Source organism: Jiella avicenniae (assembly GCF_021390325.1).
In the GTDB taxonomy this organism is placed as follows: domain Bacteria; phylum Pseudomonadota; class Alphaproteobacteria; order Rhizobiales; family Rhizobiaceae; genus Jiella; species Jiella avicenniae.
Genome location: NZ_JAJUWU010000019.1, coordinates 64,334 through 89,179, shown reverse-complemented (window position 1 = coordinate 89,179; position 24,846 = coordinate 64,334). Strand labels below are relative to the sequence as shown.

The following is a 24,846-nucleotide window of genomic DNA, read 5'->3' as shown; positions in this document are numbered from 1 at the left end:
CCAGCGGTATCTATTCGCAGGTGCGAAAGAATCCAGAGAGCGAAAACGCCGAAAGCGGCGACACACAGTCAACTCCCGCTCCCCCTTCGGCCTTGCAAGCCCGCCGCCGATGCCTATCGTTGGCGGGTGACGGCGTCGGCGTCGACGAGGCCGGCGGGAGCGCCTTCGCCGGGACCGGCCCATCTCCCCTCGCGAGACACAGATCTTCAGGACCTTCGATGCGCTTTACCGGAACCCAGTCATATGTCGCGGGCAAGGACCTGATGGTCGCCGTCAACGCGGCGATCACGCTCCAGCGGCCGTTGCTGGTCAAGGGAGAGCCCGGCACCGGCAAGACCGAACTCGCCTTCCAGATCGCCGAGGCGCTCGGCCTGCGGCTCTTGCAGTGGACGGTGAAGTCGACGACGCGGGCGGCGCAGGGCCTCTACGAATACGACGCCGTGTCGCGGCTGCGCGACAGCCAGCTCGGCGACGAACGCGTCCACGACATCCGCAACTACATCCGGCCCGGCAAGCTGTGGGACGCGTTCGCTTCCGAGGAGCGCGTCGTCCTGTTGATCGACGAGATCGACAAGGCCGACATCGAGTTTCCGAACGATCTCCTCCAGGAGCTCGACAAGATGAGCTTCGACGTGGTCGAGACCGGCGAGACGGTTTCGGCGCGGCACCGGCCCATCGTCGTCATCACCTCGAACAACGAGAAGGAGCTGCCGGACGCCTTCCTGCGCCGCTGCTTCTTCCACTACATCCAGTTCCCCGATCCGGAGACCCTGCAGAAAATCGTCGACGTCCACCATCCCGGCATCAAGCAGGATCTGGTACGGGCCGCCCTCACCCAGTTCTACGAGATCCGCGAACAGGCGGGCCTGAAGAAGAAGCCCTCGACCTCGGAGGCGCTCGACTGGATCCGGCTCCTCGTCGCCGAGGACGTCGAGGCGAAGGACCTGCGCGAGAGCGCGACCAGTGTCCTGCCCAAGCTTCATGGCGCGCTCCTGAAGAACGAACAGGACGTGCATCTGTTCGAGCGGCTGGCCTTCCTGGCGCGGCGCGGCTGACCGCGATGATGCATTTCCATTTCGACGAGACCAAAGTCCTGGTCTACGCCCGCCGTGGCCTGGAACTGCTCGTCTTCGAGGAGCCGGATTATCCCGAGGTGCTGACTCAGGTCCCGGGCGGGTCGGTCGAGCCGGGCGAAAGCCCACGCTCCGCGGCCCACCGGGAGTTTGCCGAGGAAACGGGTTTCGAGATCACCGCACCGATCGAGGAACTCGGCATTCAGGGCTATCGCTACCGCGTCGACGACCGCGTCATCCACCATGAGCGCCACTGCTTCGCCTTCGAGGCTCCGAGCGATCTGCCGGACGAATGGACCCATCTGGAGGGACAGCCGAGCCAGGGCGAGCCGGTCCTCTTCCGACTGTTCTGGATTTCGATCGAGGAGGCGAAAACGCGCCTCGGCTACGGCATGGCCGAAACGCTGTCGGCTCCATTCTTTTCCTCGCGACCATCGCGGCTCGAACCTTGAAGGCACCCATGTCCCGTCCCGCCCTCGAAGTCCGTCCGATCGTCGCCGCCGACGAGCCCGAATGGCGGCGGTTGTGGACCGCCTATCTGACGTTCTACGGGACGAAGGTGCCGGAACCCGTCTATGCCTCGACCTTCGCGCGGCTGCTGGGGGACGAGCCCTTTGATCCGGGCGGTCTGCTCGCCGTGCTGGACGGCCGGCCCGTCGGCCTCGTCCATTATCTCTTCCATCGTCACTGCTCGCGGATCGAGAACGTCTGCTACCTGCAGGATCTCTTCGCGGATCAGGACCTTCGCGGCCAGGGTATCGGCCGCGCGCTGATCGAGGCGGTCTACCGTGTCGCCGAGGACGCGGGCTGCCCGACGGTCTACTGGATGACCCAGGAATTCAACTATGCCGGCCGCATGCTCTACGACCGCGTCGGCGAAAAGACGCCCTTCATCAAATATCAGCGCCCCGCAGGGTGACGCGAGGGCCCGGGAAGGGTGCGCGCCGGACGCCGGCGCGCACCCTTGCGTTCGCGTCGCGGCTCAGGCCGCCAGACGCTTCTCGATCTGGTCGAGAGGATGGTTGGTGAAGTCCTTGTCGACCTCGCCGACGATCCTCGCCACGACTTCTTTGTGGTAGTGCTGGCGCATCTCGCCGAGGATCCGCGGCGGCGCGGCGATGACGATCTTCTCGAACCGGCCGCGATGGGCCATGCGATAGAGGATGTCGGCGATCTCGGCCGCGAAGCGCTCCTTTTCGAGACGATGCCAGTCGGTGTCCTCGACGGCGGAGCGATGGCCCGAGCCGGCATCGGACATCCGACCCGGCTTGTTGGCGCCCTGCTCGCGAGCCGGCGGATTTTCGTGCTCCTCGACGCGGCGGATCTCGAAATTCGGCAGTTCGCCATCGCCGACGTTTTCCAGAAACAGCGCCTTCTCGCCGTCGGCGACGAGGATCCAGGTCTTGTAGTCGATCGGCTTGTCCAACATGACATTGCCCTTTCAGTCTGTCCGCGACCGGCTTCGATCGGCCGGCCTCGACCCACAACGCCGACCGGGCCACTTGCGTTTCCTCGAATCCGGAAAGCGCCGGCGCCGGGCGGAGAAGTCGTTCGACTTTGGCGAAAATGTTAACCGTGTTTGCCAATAAACCGCGATTCATGGCGGATCGGCACCACCCGTTAAGCTCGCGCGGAGGATATTGCAGGTTCGAAATGCCCGAATGGATACAACCATCCGAGTTCTGCAATGTCGTCATCGAAGCCAGTTCGCGTTCTCAGAACCACCACGCTCCTTCTCCTCGTCGCCAGCCTGTCCGGCTGCGCCTCGTCGTCGCTGTTCGGCCGCCGCGTCATGAGCGAACACGAGTGCATGACGCGGGTGATGTATTTCGAGTCCAACCGGTCGAGCCCCGAGGGCATGCTCGCCGTCGGCACGGTCGTGATGAACCGGGTCGAGAGCAAGCAGTATCCCAACAGCGTCTGCGCCGTCGTCGGCCAGAAGAGCCAGTTCGCACCGGGCGTCCTCACCCGTGAAATGGGCAAGGGAAGCAGGCTCGCGGCGCAGATGGCCACGAAGGTGCTGAAAGGCGGCCGCCACAGCTACGTGCGCGATGCCAAGTTCTTCCACACCGCCGGCATGACGTTTCCCTATACGAACATGCACTACCTCGTCGAAGCGGGCGGCAACGTCTTCTACGAGAAGCGCAAGAACGCCCGCCGCAAGAGCGACCCGGCCTTCGTCAACCCGCCGGGCCTCGAAGCGGCGAACCGGGCGGCCCGGGTGATGCTGATGGGCTATCAGACCACGCCGGCGCAAGGCGGCTACGCTTCCGCACCCGTCGAGGCGATCCAGGCCCGGGCGCCGCAGCGGCTGGCGCCCGTCGCCCCCCGGCAGCCGCAGGCCGTTCCGCTGCCCGCGACCCCGCCGGCCGGCGAGGACAGCTATGCCGCTTCCGCTCCGCCCAGCGCCGGCGACGCCATGATGGAGCCGATCAGCCTCGACGACGTCATCGCCGCCAATGGCGGCTTCTGACCGCAGCCGCCATGCCCTGCGGCGATCGCCGGATGCCGCCGAGGCCTCCGGCCGCGTGAGAGCGGCTCGCCGTCAGGCGAAGAGCCGCATCCCCTGCCCCGCGTGTTCCCGGAAGCTCTCGGCGACGTGTTCGGCGAGCGCCGCGGCGACCGGACCGGCCTCCTCCCGCGTCATCATATCGACCCGGTAAGAGCCGATCGGCGGCAACCCGCCGGGCCCGTCGAGCCTCACCAGGCGGGGCGAAAGAACGCTCGCCGGCAAGGCGGCGATGGCGAGATCGGCCTCGACGGCGGCGATCTGTGCCTGGCACTGCTCGCTCGAATAGGCGATGCGATAATCCAGCCCGGCACGGTCGAGAGCTTCCAGTGCCAGAGACCGCCAGAAGCAGCCCTGCTCGGCCAGCGCCAGCGGCAGGGGATCGCGCGTGACCGCACAGCCGTTCTTCAGCCCGACCCAGACGAGCATCTCCGTGTGCACCTCGCGGACCGGAAGGCCCCCGCCCTCCCCACCCGTGAACAGCGCCACGTCGAGTTCGCGCGCGAGACACCGGCGTCTCAGTTCGGCGCTGGTGTCGAGGCGGACTTCCACCTCGACATGGGGATGGGTCGAAGCAAAGCGCTTGAGGATCTCCGGGACGGCAAAGACGCCGGAATCGTTCGGCGCCCCGAAGCGAACCCGGCCCTCCATCACCGGCCGGCGAAAATAGGCCAGCGCGTCGTCGTTGAGCTTCAGCATCTTGCGGGCGAAGCCGAGCAGATGCTCGCCGTCGCTCGTCAGCTCGACGAGCCGCGTCTCGCGGCGAAACAGCGGACGGCCGAGAATCTCCTCCAGCTTCTTCACCTGCAGGCTGACCGCCGAGGGGGAGCGGAACACCCGTTCGGCGGCTCGGCTGAAATTGCCGGTCTCGCAGATCGCCACGAAGGTTCGTGCGAGATCGACGTCGAGATTGGTCACCACCGGCGCCATCTGGTTCATATCGCTAACCTTTCCCGTTATATTTGAGCCAATCTCAACAATCAGATTAGTGCATTTCGTTGGACTCATCAATAGCGCAAGGCCACTCATGATGCAGACACGCAAAACGAAGGAGAGCGTGATGCTTCAGTGGGTTTACTTGCCGCGCGTCGGGGAGACCGCGATCACGAGCGTTCGAAGTGGATGGACGGGATGGCTTCGCTCGTGGACACGGGAGCGCAGGCGCCAGAAGCTGCGGCGCGAGGCGATCGCGACGCTCCTGCGGGTCGACGACGACATTCTCAGAGACGTCACCGGGCTCGAGCGGCACCAGGTCGAGGCCGCGGCGCGGCTGCCTCTCGACGTGGATGCCCTCGAACGGCTGCGGCGGCTGCAGGAGGCCCAGTCACGGCCATGAGCCGGTGAGACGCGAATGCCGGGCGGCCACACAACCCTCGAAAACGGTTTCGAAGGTTGTGCGGCACGCGTAAATCGCATCGATCTGCCCACGCCAAGCAGCACGCAAACGCACCTCATGCACACCCCTTGATCGTATCGTGACGTAATGCCCGGGGAAGGTAAGCGTTATGGAATTACTGATCATCTCTCGAACCGTGACCGCGAAGATCCAAGTTCATGAGGTCGGAATTAGCAGTTGAATTAGCGCTTTAGCTATATGCCGTAGATCGAGACCGGAGGCCGTTACGGCATGGTTTTCCGAAGCGCGGAAACCTAATCCGCGGTGATTTATAAAGTCGTGTTCAAACCATAACACAATCATAGACTTAAAACCGATCATGACTGAACCATTCGCAAATCGTTAATCAGCCGCAGCCTATAAATTCATCACGTAATTCAGACCGAATGACTAAGTTTGCGCAGATCCCGGCCGGCGCCGTGAAATCGGCCGCGACGGCCGGCACGGCTCCGCTCGTCGGCGCGTCTGAGCAGCCAAAGAAAAAACAGCCCGCGGAGGGATGGAGGAGAGCATGTTCGGAATACAGAGCAAGGCCAGCGCGAGTTCCACGGCGATCCTGCGAGCGCTCGACAAGTCGCTGGCGATCATCGAGTTCAAGCCCGACGGCACGATCATCAAGGCCAATGCGAATTTCTGTTCGGCGATGGGATACGAACTCGGCGAGATCGCCGGCAAGCACCATTCGATGTTCGTCGATCCCGTAGAAGCCCAGTCCGTCGCCTATCGCGAGTTCTGGGCCAAACTCTGCCGCGGCGAATTCGACGCCAGACAGTACAAGCGCCTCGGCAAGGGGGGCAAGGAGATCTGGATCGAGGCTTCCTACAACCCGGTATTTTCCGGCAACGAGGTGGTCAGGGTCGTCAAGGTCGCGACCGAGGTCACGGCCGCCAAGCTGCAGGGCGCCGAAAACGCCGGCAAGCTCGATGCAATCTGCCGCGCCCAGGCGATCATCGAATTCACCCCGGACGGCACGATCCTCGCGGCCAACGCCAATTTCTGCAACGCGATCGGCTACGGCCTCGACGAAATCAAGGGACGGCATCATTCGATGTTCGTCGAGCCCGCCCATGCCGCCAGCGCCGACTATCGCGAGTTCTGGGCCAGGCTCGGCCGCGGCGAGTTTATCGCCGACGAATTCAAGCGGATCGGCAAGGGCGGCAAGGAGGTCTACATTCAGGCCTCCTACAACCCGATCTTCGACATGAACGGCAAGCTCCTGAAGGTGGTGAAGTTCGCCACCGACGTCACCGGCCGCGTCGAAGCCGTGAACGCCATCGCAAACGGCCTCGACCGCCTTGCCGGCGGAGACGTCTCCCTGGAGCTGACCAAGCCGTTCATTCCGACGCTCGACAAACTGCGGACCGACTTCAACGCCGCGGTGACCGTGCTGCGCGAAACGCTGGAGGCCGTCGGCGAGACCGCTTCGACGATCTCGTTCGCGACCGAGGAAATCCGGGTGGCTTCGGACGATCTCGCCCGGCGCACCGAACAGCAGGCCGCCTCGGTCGAAGAAACCTCTGCCGCTCTCGGCGAACTGACCGATACCGTCCGCGGATCGGCCGCCAGAGCCGAAGAGGCGGGAATGCTCGTCGCCCGGACCAAGACCGGCGCCGAGACGTCCGGTGAAGTCGTGCAGCGCGCCGTTGCGGCGATGGGCCAGATCGAGGCCTCGTCGACCCAGATTTCGCAGATCATCGGCGTCATCGACGAGATCGCCTTCCAGACCAACCTCCTCGCCCTCAACGCCGGCGTCGAGGCGGCACGCGCCGGCGAGGCCGGCAAGGGCTTTGCCGTCGTCGCCCAGGAAGTGCGGGCGCTGGCCCAGCGCTCGGCGGAAGCGGCAAAGGAGATCAAGGGTCTGATTCAGAGGTCGACCTCGCAGGTCGAAGAGGGCGTCTTGCTCGTCGGCGAGACCGGCAAGGCGCTGCGGACGATCGTCGCCGAGGTCCAGACGATCGACGAGAACGTCCGCGCCATCGTCGAGGGCGCCCGCAATCAGTCCATCGCTCTCGCCGAGATCAACAAGGCGGTGGCCTCGATCGACGAAGGCACCCAGCAGAACGCCACCATGGTCGAGGAATCGACCGCCGCCTGCCACAACCTCGAAGCGCAGACGGTCGAACTCGATCGCCTCCTCTCGCAGTTTTCGCTCGGCCGTTCTTCGAAGTCCGCATCGACCCCGGCCCGGAACCCCGCGCCGAAGGCTTCGCCGGCTCGTAAACTTCAAAGCAACCTCAATCTGGCATTTTCGACCGACGGAAACGCTGCGCGCAAGCAGGACAACTGGGAAGACTTCTGATGCTGGCTCAGACCCTCGATGCACTTCAAACGGATCTCGGCGACGCCGCCATCGAGATCATCGCCTTCGAAATCGGCGGCCAGCAGTTCTGCGTGCGCACGACGGCCGTCCGCGAAATCCGGGGCTGGAGCAAGTCGACGCCCCTGCCCGGCTCGCCGCACGAGATCATGGGAATGATGAATCTGCGCGGCTCGATCATTCCCATCGTCAACATGGCCTCCAAGCTCGGTATGCCGCCGTCGGAGCCGGATGCCCGCAGCGCCGTCATCGTCGCCGAGGTGCAGAGCGCGGTGATCGGCCTGCTCGTCGACCGGGTCGCCGACATTCTGACGGTCGAGGCGAAGATGGTTCAGCCGACGCCGGAAATGCGGGGCAGCTTCACCGGCGGCTACGTCACCGGCGTGCTGGCCACCGGCCAGGGCATGATCTGCTTCCTCGATCTCGGCAAGATGTTCGCGGGCTTCTCCCTGGAAGAAGAGGCCGCCTGACGGGACCGACCGTAGGTCGGCAAGAAATTCGGGCGCCCGTTTTCGCATCGCGACCACGGCCTTGCAAACGTCTTCTCATCCGATCAACCGGTATCGGACGGTCTCTTCGCGTTCGAACGGCACGTCCGGCCGAAAAGACGCTGGGTTCGTCTCGGACGACGGGAGCCGGTGTCCCGAACCGGAACTTCGAACCGATCGCCCCTCATCCCTCGGCGATCAGCGGGACGAATTGCACTTTCGCGAGGATTTCGACCTCGAAATCGTCCTCGCCCCGGCGGGTGATCCGCTTCAGTGCCTGACCGGCCATGCTTTCGTCGACGGGAACGATCAGCCGGCCGCCGATGGCGAGCTGCCGCCGGAGCACCTCCGGCACCCTGGCCGCGGCGGCCGAGACGACGATCGCATCGAAGGGCGCTGCCTCCGCCCAACCCTTCGACCCGTCGCCGACGCGGATCTGGGCATTCCCGTAGCCGAGCCGCTCCAGCCGCTCGGCCGCCGCCTCGCCCAGCGAGCGATGGCGCTCGATGCCGTAGACCTTTCCCGCGATGCGGCTGAGGACGGCCACCACGTATCCCGAGCCGGCGCCGACCTCCAGCACCTTGGACGCGGGGCCGAGCCCGGCCGCTTCGATCATCATGGCGACGATCGTCGGCTGGGAGATCGTCTGCCCTTCCCCGATCGACAAGGGCGCGTCCTCATGGGCGAGATCCTGCATGTGCGGTGGCACGAAGTTCTCCCGCGGCACCTCGCGCATCGCCGCGAGAACGCGCTCGTCGCCGACGCCGCGGGAGGCGATGAGGTCGACCATCCGTTCGCGGCTCTGCTGGAAGTCGCTCGTCATGGGGTCCACCTCCCTTCTCGCTACGGCTGACGCCGCAAGATCGATCGCGGATGAAGACAACCCCCGGCACAGCCGCGGCATTTCCGTTTCGAAAGGCTCGCGCGCGATGAGCGCGCGAGCCCCATCCGATGACGCCACCCGAAGATCGGGTGGCCGGAACGGCTCAGAACGGCGAGTCGGGGAAATAGTGCTCGTCGGCATTCTCCGGCGTCACCAGCACCGAGTCGATGACGAAGCGGCCGGCCATCGGCGCCCGCGAGACGAAGCGGTCGGCGGTCAGCCGGATCGCCGTCGCGATCATCGACGGCGGATAGGTGACGTCGGCCGGAACCATCTCGTCGCCGGCCTTCACGCGCTCGATCATCTGCTTCATGCCGGCGCCGCCGAGCACCCACATCTGGTCCTCCCGGCCGGCCTGCTTGATCGCCTCGATGACGCCGAGCGCCATGTCGTCGTCGGAGGCCCAGACCGCGTCGATCTCGGAATATTTCGACAGGAAGTCCTGCATCACCTCGAAGGCCTTGTCGCGGTTCCAATCGCCGTGTTCCATGCCGACGATCTCGATGTTCGAGCCTTCGAGCGCTGCCTGGAAGGCCTCGACGCGCTCGTTGTCGATGGTCGTCGGAATGCCGCGCAGGACGACGATCTTGCCGCCGTCGGGCATCTTCTCCTTGAAGTACTCGCCCGCCACGCGGCCGAAAGCGGCATTGTCGCCGGCGACGTAGAGATCCTGGATGCCCGGCTGCGACAGGCCGCGGTCGACGACGGTGACGAACTTGCCGGCATCGGCGACGCGCTTGACCGGGCCGGTCAGCGGATCGGATTCGAAGGGCAGGACGACCAGCGCGTCGATGTTGCGGGTCGCCATCATGTCCTCGATGTCGGAGACCTGCTTGCCCGGATCACCGGCGGTGGCGAGCACGAAGGTGAGGTTCGGATAGGCGGTCTTCAGCTCGTCGATCGCCTGCTGGGCATGAAAGTTCACCCCGCCCGTCCAGCCATGGGTCGCCGAGGGGATCGAGACGCCGATGGTCGCCTTCGCCTCGCCGTCCTGCGCGGACGCCTGGCCCGGCAGCGCGAGCGCTGCGGCGAACAGCGCGCCGGCCGCGATCGTCATTAGTTTCTTCATGTCACTCCTCCCGAATGATGGCGCGTCATGCGCCTTTCCGGCCGCGTTGCAGAACGACGGCCAGGATGATGATGACGCCCTGAATCGCCCCGTTGAGATAGGGGCTGACGAGGTCCGTCAGATTGAGAATGTTGTCGATGAGGCTGAGGATGACGACGCCGACGACGGTCCCCCAGACCCGGCCGAAGCCGCCCTTCAACACCGTTCCGCCGATGATCACCGCGGCGATCGCCTCGAGCTCCCACAAGATGCCCGTGGTCGAGGAGGCCGAGCCGAGGCGCGGCACGTACATGACGGTGGCGACGCCGACGAGCAGGCCCTGCAGCATGTAGGTGGCGAGCCGGACCCGGTCGACATGGATCGCCGAATAGCGCGCCACCTGCTCGTTGGAGCCGATCGCCGCACAGTGCCGGCCATAGGCCGTGCGGCGCATGACGATCTCGCCGATGATGGCGACGAGAGCGAAGACGACGATCGGCCAGGCGATGCCGGCGACGCCGCCGTAATAGACCGGCCGATAGACCTCCCGCAGGTTGAAGTCTAGCGACAGCGTGCCGCCATTCGCCAGCCAGACGACCAGCGAGCGGAAGATGCCGAGCGTGCCGAGGGTGACGATGAAGGCCTCGATCCGGCCCTTGGTGATCAGGATGCCGTTCAGAAATCCGGCGGCGAGGCCGAGCGCCAGGCAGGCGACCATGCCGATGACGATCGTTCCCCAGCCGCCGCCGGTGTTCGGGATCAATGCGTTGAGCACGATGATCGTCACCCCGGCGAGGAAGGCCGACATCGAGCCGACCGACAGATCCAGCCCGCCGATGGTGATGACGAAGGTCGCGCCCACCGCGATGACGCCGATGAAGGCCGAGCGGGCCAGCACGTTGGTGACGTTGCCGGCGGACAGGAACTGGTCGTTCAGGGACATGCCCAGCACAACGAGCGCCAGCAGGGCGAGCAGCGGCCCGACGACGTGAAGGTCGACGGCAAAGCGCCGCCGCTGCGGCTCGACCCTGGTCTCAGCCGACATGAACCGCCTGCCCCGCCATTTCCGTCCTCTCTCCCACTTCCAGTCCCATAGCCCGCCGGACGATCGCCTCTTCCGTGATATCCGCACCCGACACCTCGCCGGCGATCCGGCCGGAGCGCATGACGATCACCCGGTCCGAGAGCCCGATCACCTCGGTCATCTCCGAGGAGATGACGATCACCGACCGCCCCTCGCGCGCCAACTCGTTGATGAAGGCGTAGATCTGCTGCTTGGTGCCGATGTCGATGCCCCGCGTCGGCTCGTCGAGAATGACGATCTCCGGTTCGACCAGCATGGTCTTGGCGAGAAGCAGCTTCTGCTGGTTGCCGCCGGACAGATTGCCGACCGGCATCGTCCGCGAACCGGCACGGATGTCGAAGCGGCAGATCGCCGCGTCGAGCGCTTCCTCCTCGGCCTTTTCGTCGACGAAGATGCCGGAAAAGCGATCGAGGCCGAGTAGCGTCAGGTTCTCCCTGAGCCCGTATCTCAAGAGCAGCCCCCGGCCCTTCCGGTCTTCGGTCAGATAGGCGAGACCTTGGCGCGTCGCCTCCTTCGGGTCGCGGATGCGCACCGTCTCGCCATTGCGGCTGATCATGCCCGATGCCGGGCGCAGCCCCATGATCCCTTCCATCAGCTCGGTGCGCCCGGCGCCGACGAGCCCGGCAAAGCCGAGGATCTCGCCGCGATGGAGTTCGAAGCTCGCCGTTTCGACATGGCCCGGCACGGAGAAGTCCCGCACCGCCAGCACGACGTCGCGATCCCCGGCGCCGAGCTTTTCGGGAAACAGATCGCTCAGTTCCCGCCCGACCATCAGTTCGGCCATCCGGTTCGGGTTCATCGTCGCGGCCGGGGCGCTTTCGACCAGCGATCCGTCGCGCAGCACCGTCACCTCGTCGGCGATCCGGGCGATCTCGTCGAGCTTGTGGGAGGTGTAGAGGATGGCGACGCCCTCGGCCTTCAGCCGCGCGATCTGAGCGAACAACACTTCCGCCTCGCGGCCGGTCAGAACCGCCGTCGGCTCGTCCATGATCAGGACGCGGGCGTTGCGCACCAGCGCCTTGGCGATCTCCACCATCTGTTTCTGCGACACCGAGAGCTTCGAGACCGGCAGCCGCGTGTCGATCGGCGTCGCGAGCTCCTTCAAGAGGCTCTCGGCCTTCGCGCGCATCGCATTGCGGTCGAGGAACAGCCCGCGCTTCAGCTCGCGGCCGAGGAAGACGTTCTCCTCGGCCGACAATTGTTCGGCGAGGTTGAATTCCTGATGGATGAGGACGACCCCGGCGTTTTCCGCCGCCTCGCTGTCGGCAAAGACCACCGGCTCGCCCTTCAGGGCGATTTCCCCGCCCGAGACCGGCTGATAGCCGGCGAGGCACTTCATCAGCGTCGACTTGCCCGCGCCGTTCTCGCCGACGAGGGCATGCACCTCGCCGGGCCGGAGCGCGAAATCGACGCCATGCAGCACTTCGATGGGGCCGAAGGACTTGGTGACGCGGCGGGCTTCGAGAATGGGGGCGGGACGGGAAGTCGTCATGCGGCGACGTTCCTTCCGAGCGTATCGGCAGGAGCCGCAAAGACCGCTACACACGCGGCCGTCATTCTCGGGCCCCGTCCCGAGAGTGCAGGGATCGCAGGGCGAGAACGTGTGCTGGAGATCGACAGGTAAGGACGTCTACCGGACAGTGACGCGAGCGGACGTCTTCCTTCGGCGTTCTCGGCGCGAGCCGCCGAAGCTCCGGCTGGGGCTCCTGGATTCTCGGGACGGGGCCCGAGAACGACGATGTGGCAGTGCTCTCGCCCGCCTGTCCACGCAGATGTTCGACGAGACCCGCCGCTCACCCCCCTCTGTCGCCTTCGGCGACATCTCCCACTCGAGGGGGGAGATCGACGGGCACCCATGCCCGGCGACGGGAGCATGTCCTGCGGCGGTTGCCCGCTGGGGTGAGCCATGCCAGCGGCCGATCTCCCCCCTCGAGGGGGAGATGCCCGGCCGAGCAGAGCGGGGTTACCCGGCGCCAACGCAAGACATTTTCCGTCGAGCCCCCGCAAACCCCGGCACACGTCGCCGATGGAAATCAGAGCGTCACCCAAGCGCCATCCTCTTTCGACGACTTCACGCAGGCTTCGATGAAGGCGAGGCCGTCGATACCGTCCTCGATCGTCGGAAGGGCGATGCCGGCCGGCGGCTCCCGGCCTTCGCCGGCGGCGCGGATCAGCTCGGCCGCCTCCGCGTAGATGGTCGCGAAGCCTTCCAGATAGCCCTCCGGATGGCCCGCCGGGATGCGGCTCACCGACGTCGACGGGGCGGTCGCGCCGGCGCCGTTGCGGGTCAACAGGCGCTTCGGCTCGCCGAGCGGCGTGAACCACAGCCGGTTCGGCTCCTCCTGCCGCCATTCCAGCCCGGCCTTTTCTCCGTAGATCCGCAAGCTCAGGCCGTTCTCGTTGCCGACGGCCACCTGGCTCGCCCACAGCATCCCCTTGGCGCCGCCTTCGAAGCGCAGGAGCATCGAGGCGTTGTCGTCGAGCTGGCGTCCGGAAACGAAGGCCGACAGGTCGGCGGACAGCTTTTCCACCTTCAGCCCGGTGACATAGCAGGCGAGATTGTGGGCATGGGTGCCGATGTCGCCGATCGCCCCGCCGGCTCCGGCCTTGGCCGGATCGACCCGCCAGCCGGCCTGCTTGGAGCCGGCGTCCTCCGCCCTCTCCGCCAGCCAGTCCTGGGCGTATTCCGCGACGACGACGCGGATCGCGCCGAGGTCGCCATTCGCCACCATGGCCTGCGCCTGGCGGATCATGGGATAGCCGGTATAGTTGTGAGTGAGGACGAAAACTTTTCCGGAAGTCTTTGCGATTGCTGCCAGATCCCTGGCCTCGGCCAGCGTCGTCGTCATCGGCTTGTCGCAGATGACGTGAAAGCCCGCCTCGAGGAAAGTCTTCGCCACCGGAAAGTGCATGTGGTTGGGCGTGACGATCGAAACCGCCTCGATGCCGTCGTCCCGCGCCTTCTCCTTCGCGGCCATCTCTTCGTAGGAGCCATAGCTGCGCTCGGGGTCGAGGCCGATCGCGGCGGCCGAGCGGGCCGCCTTCTCCGGCGTCGACGACAGGGCGCCGGCCACGAGCTGGAACTTGTCGTCGATCCGCGCCGCAATGCGGTGCACGCCGCCGATGAAGGCCCCCTCGCCGCCGCCGACCATGCCGAGGCGGATGCGGCCAGCGTGTCTCTCGTCGCGTCCTTCGATAGCCATCTCTCGCCCCTCTCTCAGCCGTCGATGCCGAGCATGCGCTTGTTCGCCGCCTCGTCCGTGCCACCGCTCGCGAAGTCGTCGAAGGCCTTTTCGGTCACGGTGATCATGTGGCTGGCGATGAAGGGCGCGCCCTCGGCGGCGCCCTGCTCGGCATCCTTGATGGCGCATTCCCATTCGAGGACGGCCCAGGAATCGTAGTCGTATTCGGCGAGTTTCGAGAAGATCGCCGCGAAGTCGACCTGCCCGTCGCCGAGCGAGCGGAAGCGGCCGGCCCGCTTCAGCCAGGGCTGGTAGCCGGAATAGACGCCCTGCCGGCCGGTCGGGTTGAACTCGGCGTCCTTGACGTGAAAGGCGCAGATCCGCTCGTGATAGATGTCGATGAATTCGACGTAATCGAGCTGCTGCAGGACGAAATGCGAGGGGTCGTAATTGATCTGGCAGCGCGGGTGGTCTTTGCAGGCTTCGAGGAACATCTCGAAGGTCGCGCCGTCGAAGACGTCTTCGCCCGGGTGGATCTCGTAGCCGACATCGCAGCCCACCGCGTCAAAGGCGTCGAGGATCGGCACCCAGCGCTTCGCCAGTTCCTCGAAGGCGGTGTCGATCAGCCCGGCCGGGCGCTGCGGCCAGGGATAGAGGAACGGCCAGGCGAGCGCGCCGGGGAAGGTCACGTGGCTCCCGAAGCCGAAATGGCCGGACGCCTTCGCCGCCATCTTCAGCTGCTCGACCGCCCATTCCTGCCGCGCCTTGGGATTGCCGCGCACCTCGGGCGCCGCGAAGCCGTCGAAAGCCTCGTCGAAGGCCGGATGGACGGCGACGAGCTGGCCCTGGAGATGGGTCGACAGGTCGGTGATCTCGACACCGGCCTCCCGGCAGATGCCGGAGACCTCGTCGCAATAGTCCTTCGATTCGGCAGCCTTCTTGAGGTCGAACAGCCGGGCGTCCCAGGTCGGGATCTGCACGCCCTTGTAGCCGTGGCCAGCCGCCCACGCGGCGATCGACTTCAGATCGTCGAACGGCGCGGAATCGCCCGCGAACTGGGCGAGGAAGATCCCCGGCCCCTTCATCGTCTTCATGCTTTCCTCCCGGTCTGGCGGCCACCTTCGTCCCGGCCGTCAGGACGTCTGCATCGAGGCGGACGTCTTTGTCGCGCGTCATGGTGGCATAGGCCGCGGCGGATTTGAAGCAGGTGGCCGGCCGATGCCGGCATGCGATCGGCAAGCCCGCTCGCCGGGGTCTCCCGGCACGGTGCGGGCGCCCCGAAGGTCGCATGGAGGACAGATGGAAGCGTCCGGGGGGCCGTCCTCGCCCCTCGGACCGCGTCACTATCGCGTGACGATTTCCGGCCCCATCAGGCCATAGGGCAGCCAGGTGGACAGCCAGGGCACGTAGGTGACCAGGATCAGGAACACGAACAGCACCCCGACGAAGGGCATCGCCGCCTTCACCACCTTGACGAGGCTCATCCCGGTGATGCCCGAGGTGACGAAGAGGTTCAGCCCGATCGGCGGCGTGATCATGCCAATCTCCATGTTCACCACCATGATGATGCCGAGATGGATCGGATCGACGCCGAGTTCGATCGCGATCGGGAAGACCACCGGCGCGACGATGAGGAGCAGGCCCGACGGCTCCATGAACTGGCCGCCGATCAAGAGCAGCACGTTGACGGCGATCAGGAAGGTGAACCAGTTGAAGCCGTAGTCGAGCATCAGTGCGGTGATCGCGTCGGGAATGCGCTCGGACGTCAGGACATGGGCGAAGAGCAGCGCGTTGACGATGATGAACATCAGCATCACCGTGGTCCGCGCCGCATCGACCAGGACCTTGCGCGTCTCGCCGTGGAAGCAGGCGGGGAAGAATGCCCGGCCGATCGCCGCGAAGTTCCGCCCGAAGATCGGCAGGCCGGCGGCAAACGTCGCCGGCAGCGCGGCAAGGCCGCCCTCGCCCCGCCACAGGCCGTAGGCGATGGCGAGGAGGATCGCCGGCACGCCGCAGATGACGCTGCGCTCGGCGAAGGACAGGGTGGACTCGCCGCCCGGTCCGGCGGTGACGAAATAGACGAGGATCAGCGCGACGACGAAGAAGGAGATGCCGTAGGCGAGCGCCGAGAAGCCGGTGCGGGCGCGCGGCGCGTCGGTGTCCGCCACCCATGGCCGGCCCTTCAGCGGGCCCATGTCGCGATAGACGAAGACGGCGACGAGGAAGGCATAGACCGCCGCCGCGGCCGCTGCCTCCGTCGGCGTGAAGACGCCGCCATAGATGCCGCCGAGAATGATGACGATCAGGAACAGGCCGAAGCCGGCGGCCTTGCCGCTTCGCAAGAGCGGCAGGAAGCCGTGCCACGGCTCCGAGGGAAGGTTCTTCCACCGGGCGACGACGTAGATCGCCCCCATCAGCATCAGCCCGGCGAGAAGTCCGGGAATGACGCCGGCGAGGAACATCCGCCCGACCGAGACGTTCGTCGCCGCCGAATAGACGACCATGACGATCGACGGCGGAATGAGAATGCCGAGGGTGCCGGCATTGGCGATGATGCCGGCCGAGAACTCCTTGGTGTAACCCACCTTGCGCATGCCGGCGATCGCGATGGTGCCGATGGCGACGACGGTCGCCGGCGAGGAGCCGGAGAGCGCGGCGAACAGCATGCAGGCCAGCACCGAGGCCATGGCGAGACCGCCGCGGAAGTGGCCGACGGTGGCGATGGCGAAATCGATCAGCCGCCTGGCGACGCCGCCCGTCGACATGAAGGCCGAAGCGAGGACGAAGAACGGGATCGCGAGCAGCGTGTAGTTCTGGGCCGCGGTGAACAGCTGGATCGCCACCGAGGACATCGAATCGGTGGAGAAGAAGGCGATCATGATGACGGCCGAAAGGCCGAGCGAGATCGCCACGGGAACGCCCAGGAACAACAGCCCGAGGACGAGAAGGAGGAGAATGAGGGCTTCCATCGTGGCGTCAGTCCTTCAGGACGTCTTTGTTTTCCGCCACGAGGTCTTCCGCCTCGTGCCCGGCGATGACGAGTTCGCGCCGGCGCGTGGCGATCGCCACCATCGCCTCGATGGCGCGGAAGCCGAGAAGCGCGAGGCCGACGGGCAGCATCAGATAGGCGATCCAGCGCTGCACCCGCTCCTGCACCCCGAAGGCCTCCTGGAACCATTCGGGATAGCGCAGGTCGTCGAGCCCGATGCCGACCTTGAAGAAGCGCTCCCAGTAAAAGACGGCGCCACCGGAGGTGTGGGCGCCGAAGATCTGCAGCCAGTCGGCCGAGAGGAGGATCGCGGCGTAGAGGAGCGTCGCGAAGGCACCGAAGATCGCCGCCACGCGGAACAGCGGCTTCGGAAAGGTTCGGATCGCCGCATCGACGCCGAGATGAAGGCCGGTCTTCAGGCCGTAGCCCATGCCGAAGAGGATCAGCCAGGCGAACAGGATGCGGTTGAATTCCAGCGCCCCGCCCCAGCCGGTCGAGAAGCCGTAGCGGGCGATCACCTGGAAGAACGAGACGAGGGTGATCGTCGCCAGGAGGATGGCGAGGACGTTTTCCTCGAAGCGGGTGACGGCGTCCGGCCAGCGGCGCTCGATGAGAAACAGTAGCGCGATCAGGCCGAGGATCGCGAAATACGGCCACAGGCTCAACACGGACGGGACCTTTCGAGCGGCGAAACGAATGCGCCTTCGGGCGACGGAAGAATGCGGGTCGGGAAATCGTCCACGGCCGCGGGATAGCGGCCGCATGACGGCCCTCGCGACGCGCGAGGGCCGGTTGCAGGGGCGGGAAAGGAGGCGATCAGTTGCCCGAGTTCGAGGCCACCGCGGCGTCGATGAGGTCCTGACCGATGTCGTCCGTGAATTTCTCCCAGACCGGCTTCATCGTATCGACCCACTGCTTGCGCTGCTCGGGCGAAAGCTCGCGCACCGTACCGCCGGCGTCGATGATGTTCTGACGGTTCTTCTGCTCGGTTTCGGCGACGCTGGCATTGGCCGACTGCGTCACCTCGTCGGCGATCTTGACGAACTGGTCGCGGATCTCCGGGTCGAGGCCGTTCAGCCATTCGGTGGAGGTGACGAGGAGATAGGCGAGCAGCTGATGGTTGGTCTCGGTGACGCCGTCCTGCACCTCGAAGAACTTCTGGGTGTAAATGTTCGACCAGGTGTTCTCCTGGCCGTCGACGACGCCGGTCTGCAGGGCGCCGTAGACCTCCTTGAAGGCCAGCTTCTGGGCCGAGCCGCCCATCGCCTCGATCATCGCCTCGGCGACGTCGGAGGTCTGGATGCGGAACTTCAGGCCATTGGCGTCCTCGGGAACGAGCAGCGGCTTGTCGGCGGAGAACTGCTTCAGTCCGGACGACCAGTAGCCGAGGCCGGTGTAGCCGACATCCTCCATCAGGGTGAGCATGCCCTTGCCGGCGTCGGACTGGGTGAAGTTGTCGACGGCGTCGAGGCTCTCGAACAGGAAGGGCAGATCGAACAGCCGGTACTTCAGCGTATAGGCCTCGAATTTCGACAGCGACGGCGCGGCGAGCTGGACGTCGCCGAGCAGCAGCGCCTCCATCACCTTGTCGTCGTCGAACAGCGTCGAGTTCGCGAAGACCTGCATGCAGGCCTTGCCGTCCATCTCCTTGTTGACGCGCTCGGCGAACAGCGTCGCCGCATCGCCCTTCGGATGGCCGGTGGCGGCGACGACATGGCTGAACTTGATGACCATCTCGCCGTCGTCGCACCCCGTCGGATCGGCGCTGGCTGCGCCCGAGGCGAGGCCGAAAGCGATCAGCGAGACGCTACCGAGCAAAAGCTTATTCATGCGTGTTCTCCTCCGCGGCGGACCGTTTCGGCCCGCGTGAATTGGACGATGCTGCAATCCGCCGAATGGCGGACCGCGACGCGGCGCCGGAATGCTCCGGTTTGCGGGAGCGAACTGCCGACATGCCTCGGGCACGCCCGTTCGACGGGTCCGTGACGGACACGTCCTCCGCCGCAGCGCCTCCCGCCGTCGCGACGACGCATGATGAGCAAGCGGCGTGCCAGCCCGGACGAAACGCAGCGAAAATGCCGCGACCCGCTGGCCACGGGGCGTGGCGACCAGCCGAGGGCCGAGAGCACATGTACGGGAAACCGACACGGCGTATCGTCAGCTACCCATCATCGAGATGCGGATGGGTGCCGGCGGTGACATGGTCCGTCACTGTTATGAAATAGCGAACCGGCGCTTGGATCCCCAAGGCGCCCGCCCATCCACGCGATGATCTCGCGCGGAGCCGGCCGGGTTTGCGACGTGGCCCGTCATGATGCGGCGGAACGGTACAGAAGCACCCGGCACTGGGGGCGGAGTTGGAGCAGGATGTCGAACTCGGCTACGTTGGCCGTCAACAGCGTAAGTCCGAACTTCTCCGCCTGAAGGCACAAGATGCAGTCGTTCCACGCTTTCATCTTGTCGTCATTGGCATAGCTCTGGGTGCGCGCGAGAATACCGGCGAGGACCGCGGCCCGGCCCATCACATCGGCGTCCGGCAAGAGCTGGCGGTGCTCCGGCATCCCCCGAACGAGCCGCTCGACCGCGGCCTTCACCACCGGAGTGCGCCGATCGTCCTCACGGAGTTGCCCGAGGCCGAACATCAACTCCCCTATCGCGACCATGGAATGGTTGACGATCCGGATGTCCATCAGCCTGTCGACAGCGTCGGGGGCGATGCCCTTCATCTGGTCGACGTAGACACAGGTATCGAGGAGCAGCGGACCGCCGGCGACGGCCTCGTCTCCAAGGTAAGGCAACCGGTCGTCCGGGCGTCGGGCAAGCGTCCGGCCCGGGTCGATCTTCTTGACACGCTCCGCCGTGCCGAAGTCGAAGCCCACGAAGTCAGGATCCGAAGTCGATGGTGGGATCGATCGTTCCGCGCACGGCATGGAAGGCTTCGGCGAAGTCGTCCTCGATCGCGACGGTCGCCAGCGCGAATTCCAGAAGCTCGGTGTCGGAGGTAAGCCCCGTCTTGGCCTTCGCCTTCGCGATCAGTTCGCTGCTAATGCGGCCCGCGATGCGTCCGTCCTTGGCCACGGTAAGACCTTCGTCAGTCGCGGCTTGCATGACGGCCTCGACCATTTTGCCGCTCCTGATTGGCCGAACGAGACGGTCTTCATCGACAACCGGCTCGCCGATGACTCGATGGCCACTGACCTCGGTCTCGGCGGGACGGCCGCGCTTCCCAATTCCCCCGGATGCCATGCCCGAACCGGACGTCCGGTGGCTCTTCGTCATTTCACAGCCTCCTTGTTCAACCGTTTCGGATTTCGTTTAACATAAAGACTCTTTCTTGGCGTTCAACGCGAGTGTTTTCGCTCCGAGACGGGCAAGCGGTCCCAGTTGCCGTTTACCGAACGCTCGAAACACCTTCACCGCATCCTCTCTCACGCTCTGCATGACCTCCACCTCAATCCTCCAACCCGTCGCCGCCTTCGATCCCGAGCCTCCTGATCTTGTCGTAGAGGCCCTTGCGGGAGATCTGCAGCGCCTCGTAGGTCGGCTTCAGGGCGCCGCCATTGCGGGCGAGTTCGGCCTCGATGACGGAGCGCTCGTAGGCCGCGAGGCGATCGGACAGCGATCCGGAGGCGCCGTTCCCGCCTGTCGCCGGCCCGGCGGCTTGCCGCGGCCCCTGCCCTTCGTCCTCTTCGAAGCCCGGCCACATGCCGAGGACGAAGCGGTCGGCATAGTTCCTGAGTTCGCGGACGTTGCCGGGCCAGTCTCTGCCCATCAGCTGCATCTCCAGCGCGTGGCCGACCGCCGGGATCTCGCGGCGAAAGCGTGCCCGGGCTTCGCGGGCGAGATGGAAGAACAGCAGCGGCACGTCCTCGCGGCGCTCCCGCAAAGGCGGGATGGTCAGGGTGACGACGTTGAGGCGGTAATAGAGATCGAGGCGGAAGCGCCCGCGGAGCCCCGCCTCGGCGAGGTCGGTCTTGGTCGCGGCGACGAAGCGGACGTCGAGCGGGATCGGCCGGTTGGAGCCGAGGCGCTCCACGGAACGGGTCTCGATGGCGCGCAGGAGCTTGGCCTGCAGGTCGAGCGGCATGGATTCGATCTCGTCGAGAAAGATCGTGCCGCGATTGGCGTGTTCGAGCTTGCCGATCCGCTGCTTCGCCGCACCGGTGAAGGCGCCGGGTTCGTGGCCGAACAGCTCCGATTCGATGATGTCGGCCGGCAGCGCCGCGCAGTTGATGGCGACGAAATTGCCCTTCGCCCGGCCGCCGCAATCATGCAGCGCCCGGGCCACGACCTCCTTGCCCGTGCCGGTCTCGCCGAGGACGAGGACGTCCACGTCGGTGTCGGCGAGCGCCTGGATCTGCTGGCGCAGCCGCTGGATGCCGGGCGTGCGCCCGACGAGGCGCCCGGCGAGTTCGTCGCCCCCGTCGAGTGTCGAGCGCAGGATGCGGTTTTCGAGGACGAGCCGGCGTTTTTCCAGCGCCCGCTCGGCCACCGCCATCAGCCGCGAGACCGAAAACGGCTTCTCGATGAAGTCGTAGGCGCCGGCGCGCATCGCATCGACCGCCATCTGCACGTCGCCATGGCCGGTGATGAGGATGACCGGCATCGTCGGGTCGATCGAAAGCGCCGCCTTGAGAAAGGACAGCCCGTCCATGCCGGGCATGCGGATATCGCTGACGATCACCGCATAGGATTCGGTGCCGATCCGCGTCAGCACCTCCTCGGTCGTGCGATGGGGCGAGACGGAAAAGCCGCCGAGTTCCAGCCCCTGCTCCAGGGCATGGCGCAGATCCTCGTCGTCCTCGATCAGGTGAACGACCGCCCGTTCGAAATCCTCTGCCACGAAACCCTCACTCCGCCGCCTGGCGCCCGGCCGCGGCGGCCCGCAGCGAGACGGCGAAGACGCAGCCGCCCTGCGGGCCGTCGCGCAGCGCGATGCTGCCGCCAAAATCCCTGGCGATGCTGTAGGCGATCGACAGGCCGATGCCGATACCCGATCCCACCTCCTTGGTGGTGAAGAACGGCTCGAACACCGTGCCGCCGATCTCCGCCGGAATTCCGGGGCCGTTGTCAGACACCAGCACGACGACGACGTCGCCGGCCCCCTCCAGTTCGACGCGGATCTCGGCGCCCGGTCGCCCGGCCAGCGCGTCGATGGCGTTGTTCGCGAGGTTGACGAAGATCTGCGACAGCCGAGTCCGCCCGCCGACGACGTCGATCGCCCGCAGCCGCTCGTCGACGACGAGCGCGACGCCTTCCTTGCGGGCGCGGGGGCCGACGAGGATCATCGCCTCGTCGAGCACCGCCGCGAGCGGCACCGGCATGGTGCTCGTCCCCGGCTTGCGCGCGAAGGACAGGAGCGTGCGCGACAGCTCGGCCATGCGCTCCACCATCTGGCCGATGCGCTTCAGATTGTCGCCCGCGAGGTCGTCCCGGCCGCGGGCGAGAAACTCGCCGGCATTCTCCGCATAGGTGGCGATCGCCGCCAGCGGCTGGTTGAACTCGTGGCTGAGCGCCGCCGACATCTGGCCGAGCGCGGCGAGCTTGGCGGCCTGGACGAGATCGGCCTGGGCCTTGCGCAGCCTTTCCTCGGCCTGGCGCCGCTCGGCGATTTCCGACGACAGCGAGCGGTTGGTGGCATTGAGGGCCCGGGTGCGGTCGCGCACCAACCGTTCGAGCCGCAGCGCCGCCACCCGCTCGGCCCGCCGGCCGAGCACGGCGCGCTCCCGCCGCCAGACGACGAGGGCGACGAGGGCTGCGGCCAGCAGCGCCGCCAGCGCCGCCATCAGACCGCCGGTCAGCTGCGCCTCCATCACCGGCCGGGCGTCGGCGAGGACGTGCAGCCGCCAGTCGAGAAGCGGCAGATCGCGAACGAGATCGAGATAGGGAACGGCCATCGCCCCGACCTTGAAGCGCCGCTCTGGCAGCCCGTCGTCGGCGATCTCATGCAGGGGCCGCAGCCGCCATTGCGGCTGGTTGGTGAGAAAGATCGTCCCCGCCGGATCGGTGACGAAGATCGGATTGGTCGACAACGACCACGTCGCCTCGATTTCGTCGAAACCGACATAGACGACGACGATCCCGGTCAGCCTCAAGTCGTCGCGGACGCCCGACGCGAAGGCGTAGGCGCGCTCGTCGCTGTCGATCGCGATGGCGGCGCGGCCGAGCCGGCCCTGGCGGACGGCCTCGATCAGCGCTTCCCGGTCGGGCGAGCGGTCGAGGAAGAAACCGTGGGCGGAGGCGAGAACCTCGCCGTCGGGATAGAGGAAGGCGACGTCCTTGGCGCCGGACAGGCTCGCCACCTCCCGCGCCTTTGCCCGTGCGCGCATGCGCTCGCCGGTGTCGGGCTCCTGGCGAAACAGCGCGGCGACGTCGTGCTGACGGGACAGGAGCGGCGGCAGCAGCCGGTATTTGTCCAGAACGCCGGTCAGCGTCTCGCGCTGCACGGCGAGCGTCTCGGCGGCCTCGCGGCCGACCGCGATCCGCGCGGCATCGGCCTGGATGCCGGCGACCAGCCAGATCGCGGCGAGAGACAGGCCTGTCACCACCAGCGCCGCGCCCAGCCGGACGCGCCGAAACCGCTCTCTGATCCCTCGCCTGCTCGCCATCTCGTCTCGATCGTCGTTCTGCGCGCGATCCTAGCGAAGAACGCCGCTCCGACACAGGCCCTCGGTGATCTACCGCCGGAAGAAGCGACCGGCAATTTCCAGCAGCCGGCGATCGGAGCCGCGCGGCCCGATCAGCGACAGGCCGAACGGCGCCCCGTCGAGGGTGCCGGCCGGGAAGACGACCTGCGGCAGCCGGGCCATGCCGGCGACGGCAAGGAGTTTCATCGCCTCGTGCCGGAAGGCATCGAACACCGCCCGCCCGGCGTCGCGCCGGAACGGCGCGTCGTGCACCACCGGCGCCAGCAACACGCCGTCGGCACCGAGAATCGCGTCCATGGCGGCGGCGAAGGGCTCCCGCACGGCATTGGCGGCCGCCTCGTCGGCCTCGGTCAGCCCCCGCGCGAAAGCGACGCGTTCGTCGAGGCCGGCGGCGAGCGGCATCCCCGTCGCATCGATGAAGGGCAGGATGGAGCGCTTGGCATCGCAGCTCTGCAGGACGCGGAAGCCGTCGTAGAGCGCCTCGGCTCCGCCGTCGGGATAGACCGAGACCGGCTCGGCCACGAGGGACCCGAAGGACGCGTCGTAGATCGCACGCTGTTCGGGACCCAGTCGCGCCACCATGTCGACGGGCATCAGCCAGCGCGGCTCGGCCGGCGCGTCGGCAACGTCCGGCCCGAGCAGAACCGCCGCCGCGCGCTCCAGCGTCCCGGCATCCCTGGCGAAGAGCCCGGCGGTGTCGAAGCTCGCGGCGAGTTCCATGCAGCCCGCGAGCGACGCCCGCCCGTGGGTCGGCCGGATGCCCCACAGACCGCAGAAGCTCGCCGGCGCCCGCACCGAACCGCCGGTGTCCGTGCCGATGCCGATGTCCGCGAGGCCCGCGGCGACGGCCGCGGCCGAACCCGACGACGAGCCGCCGGGAATGCGGTCCGGCGCCGCCGGATTGATCGGCGCGCCGAAATGGGCGTTCAGCCCGTAGAGCGCCCAGGCGAGTTCGTCGGTATGGGTCTTGCCGACGAAGTTCGCGCCGGCATCGAGCAGCGCCTGCACGGCCGGAGCCGTCCCGCTCTCGGCCTCGCTCATGGCGAGCTTCGTCGGGCAGCCCCAGCTCGTCCGGTAGCCCGCGACCGCGAAGAGATCCTTGACCGCCAGTCGCAGCCCAGCCAGCGGCCCGGCTTCGGCGGACGGCACGGCGACCGCCGGATAGGGCATGAAGGCACGGACCGGATCGGCGTCGATGAGCATCTGAGGGCAACCTTTCATGGGGATGGA

23 protein-coding genes are annotated in these 24,846 nt (G+C 66.6%); 7 read left to right on the top strand and 16 right to left on the bottom strand.

Features of this window, described 5'->3' with window-relative positions:
- The first annotated feature begins 218 nt into the window (after positions 1-218).
- The 3 genes from LZD57_RS18210 to LZD57_RS18200 are packed head-to-tail and all read left to right on the top strand — an operon-like array spanning position 219 to position 1,992.
- The gene (locus LZD57_RS18210; RefSeq protein WP_233720911.1) at positions 219-1,055 is read left to right on the top strand and encodes an AAA family ATPase; all 837 of its coding nucleotides are present in this window, start codon (positions 219-221) and stop codon (positions 1,053-1,055) included.
- A gap of 5 nt (positions 1,056-1,060) precedes the next feature.
- Positions 1,061-1,525, top strand: a complete 465-nt coding sequence (locus LZD57_RS18205) for an NUDIX hydrolase (RefSeq protein ID WP_233720910.1) — start codon at positions 1,061-1,063, stop codon at positions 1,523-1,525.
- A gap of 8 nt (positions 1,526-1,533) precedes the next feature.
- Positions 1,534-1,992 (top strand): GNAT family N-acetyltransferase, encoded by a 459-nt coding sequence (locus LZD57_RS18200; protein ID WP_233720909.1) that lies wholly within the window; start codon positions 1,534-1,536, stop codon positions 1,990-1,992.
- A gap of 63 nt (positions 1,993-2,055) precedes the next feature.
- Here the strand turns inward: LZD57_RS18200 and LZD57_RS18195 are convergent, their stop codons facing one another.
- Positions 2,056-2,502 carry a host attachment family protein gene (locus LZD57_RS18195; protein WP_233720908.1) on the bottom strand — a complete coding sequence of 149 codons (447 nt, stop codon included), beginning with the start codon at positions 2,500-2,502 and terminating at the stop codon, positions 2,056-2,058.
- A 258-nt stretch (positions 2,503-2,760) separates the two neighbouring features.
- Here LZD57_RS18195 and LZD57_RS18190 point away from each other — a divergent pair, with 258 nt between their 5' ends.
- Entirely contained in the window at positions 2,761-3,546 is a 786-nt protein-coding gene (locus tag LZD57_RS18190; protein ID WP_233720907.1) for a cell wall hydrolase, read from the top strand.
- 72 nt (positions 3,547-3,618) lie between these two features.
- Here the strand turns inward: LZD57_RS18190 and LZD57_RS18185 are convergent, their stop codons facing one another.
- Positions 3,619-4,521 carry a LysR substrate-binding domain-containing protein gene (locus LZD57_RS18185; RefSeq protein ID WP_233720906.1) on the bottom strand — a complete coding sequence of 301 codons (903 nt, stop codon included), beginning with the start codon at positions 4,519-4,521 and terminating at the stop codon, positions 3,619-3,621.
- A gap of 121 nt (positions 4,522-4,642) precedes the next feature.
- On the opposite strand from LZD57_RS18185, the gene LZD57_RS18180 reads away from it, so the two are divergent.
- The 3 genes from LZD57_RS18180 (at position 4,643) to LZD57_RS18170 (ending at position 7,765) form a co-directional block, all read left to right on the top strand.
- Positions 4,643-4,918 (top strand): hypothetical protein, encoded by a 276-nt coding sequence (locus LZD57_RS18180; RefSeq protein ID WP_233720905.1) that lies wholly within the window; start codon positions 4,643-4,645, stop codon positions 4,916-4,918.
- Positions 4,919-5,489: 571 nt separating this feature from the next.
- A complete protein-coding gene (locus LZD57_RS18175) occupies positions 5,490-7,277 on the top strand; it encodes a methyl-accepting chemotaxis protein (RefSeq protein ID WP_233720904.1) in 1,788 nt (595 codons plus the stop codon).
- Positions 7,277-7,765, top strand: a complete 489-nt coding sequence (locus tag LZD57_RS18170) for a chemotaxis protein CheW (protein ID WP_233720903.1) — start codon at positions 7,277-7,279, stop codon at positions 7,763-7,765. The genes LZD57_RS18175 and LZD57_RS18170 overlap by 1 nt, the downstream gene beginning before the upstream one ends.
- A gap of 202 nt (positions 7,766-7,967) precedes the next feature.
- Here LZD57_RS18170 and LZD57_RS18165 read toward each other — a convergent pair whose 3' ends face one another.
- The 14 genes from LZD57_RS18165 to LZD57_RS18100 form a co-directional block, all read right to left on the bottom strand.
- On the bottom strand, positions 7,968-8,606 hold the full coding sequence (locus LZD57_RS18165; RefSeq protein ID WP_233720902.1) for a protein-L-isoaspartate(D-aspartate) O-methyltransferase: 639 nt from the start codon (positions 8,604-8,606) through the stop codon (positions 7,968-7,970).
- Positions 8,607-8,769: 163 nt separating this feature from the next.
- Complete coding sequence (locus LZD57_RS18160; protein WP_233720901.1) at positions 8,770-9,735, bottom strand: ABC transporter substrate-binding protein; 966 nt, start codon at positions 9,733-9,735, stop codon at positions 8,770-8,772.
- A gap of 25 nt (positions 9,736-9,760) precedes the next feature.
- Entirely contained in the window at positions 9,761-10,759 is a 999-nt protein-coding gene (locus LZD57_RS18155; protein ID WP_233720900.1) for an ABC transporter permease, read from the bottom strand.
- Positions 10,749-12,290, bottom strand: coding sequence for a sugar ABC transporter ATP-binding protein (locus LZD57_RS18150; RefSeq protein WP_233720899.1), 1,542 nt, complete (start codon positions 12,288-12,290; stop codon positions 10,749-10,751). The genes LZD57_RS18155 and LZD57_RS18150 overlap by 11 nt, the downstream gene beginning before the upstream one ends.
- Before the next feature lie 541 nt (positions 12,291-12,831).
- The gene (locus LZD57_RS18145; RefSeq protein ID WP_233720898.1) at positions 12,832-14,001 is read right to left on the bottom strand and encodes a Gfo/Idh/MocA family oxidoreductase; all 1,170 of its coding nucleotides are present in this window, start codon (positions 13,999-14,001) and stop codon (positions 12,832-12,834) included.
- Positions 14,002-14,015: 14 nt separating this feature from the next.
- The gene (locus tag LZD57_RS18140) at positions 14,016-15,074 is read right to left on the bottom strand and encodes a sugar phosphate isomerase/epimerase family protein (RefSeq protein WP_233720897.1); all 1,059 of its coding nucleotides are present in this window, start codon (positions 15,072-15,074) and stop codon (positions 14,016-14,018) included.
- 249 nt (positions 15,075-15,323) lie between these two features.
- Entirely contained in the window at positions 15,324-16,949 is a 1,626-nt protein-coding gene (locus tag LZD57_RS18135; RefSeq protein WP_233720896.1) for a TRAP transporter large permease, read from the bottom strand.
- Positions 16,950-16,956: 7 nt separating this feature from the next.
- On the bottom strand, positions 16,957-17,637 hold the full coding sequence (locus LZD57_RS18130) for a TRAP transporter small permease (protein ID WP_233720895.1): 681 nt from the start codon (positions 17,635-17,637) through the stop codon (positions 16,957-16,959).
- A 148-nt stretch (positions 17,638-17,785) separates the two neighbouring features.
- Entirely contained in the window at positions 17,786-18,799 is a 1,014-nt protein-coding gene (locus LZD57_RS18125; protein WP_233720894.1) for a DctP family TRAP transporter solute-binding subunit, read from the bottom strand.
- A 479-nt stretch (positions 18,800-19,278) separates the two neighbouring features.
- Positions 19,279-19,848: a type II toxin-antitoxin system VapC family toxin gene (locus LZD57_RS18120; RefSeq protein ID WP_233720893.1), complete on the bottom strand. Its 570-nt coding sequence runs from the start codon at positions 19,846-19,848 to the stop codon at positions 19,279-19,281.
- A 4-nt stretch (positions 19,849-19,852) separates the two neighbouring features.
- Positions 19,853-20,248: a hypothetical protein gene (locus tag LZD57_RS18115; RefSeq protein WP_233720892.1), complete on the bottom strand. Its 396-nt coding sequence runs from the start codon at positions 20,246-20,248 to the stop codon at positions 19,853-19,855.
- A 172-nt stretch (positions 20,249-20,420) separates the two neighbouring features.
- Positions 20,421-21,812 (bottom strand): sigma-54-dependent transcriptional regulator, encoded by a 1,392-nt coding sequence (locus LZD57_RS18110; RefSeq protein ID WP_233720891.1) that lies wholly within the window; start codon positions 21,810-21,812, stop codon positions 20,421-20,423.
- Positions 21,813-21,819: 7 nt separating this feature from the next.
- On the bottom strand, positions 21,820-23,577 hold the full coding sequence (locus LZD57_RS18105) for a sensor histidine kinase (protein WP_233720890.1): 1,758 nt from the start codon (positions 23,575-23,577) through the stop codon (positions 21,820-21,822).
- Positions 23,578-23,646: 69 nt separating this feature from the next.
- Positions 23,647-24,819 (bottom strand): amidase, encoded by a 1,173-nt coding sequence (locus LZD57_RS18100; protein ID WP_255700033.1) that lies wholly within the window; start codon positions 24,817-24,819, stop codon positions 23,647-23,649.
- Positions 24,820-24,846: the final 27 nt, after the last annotated feature.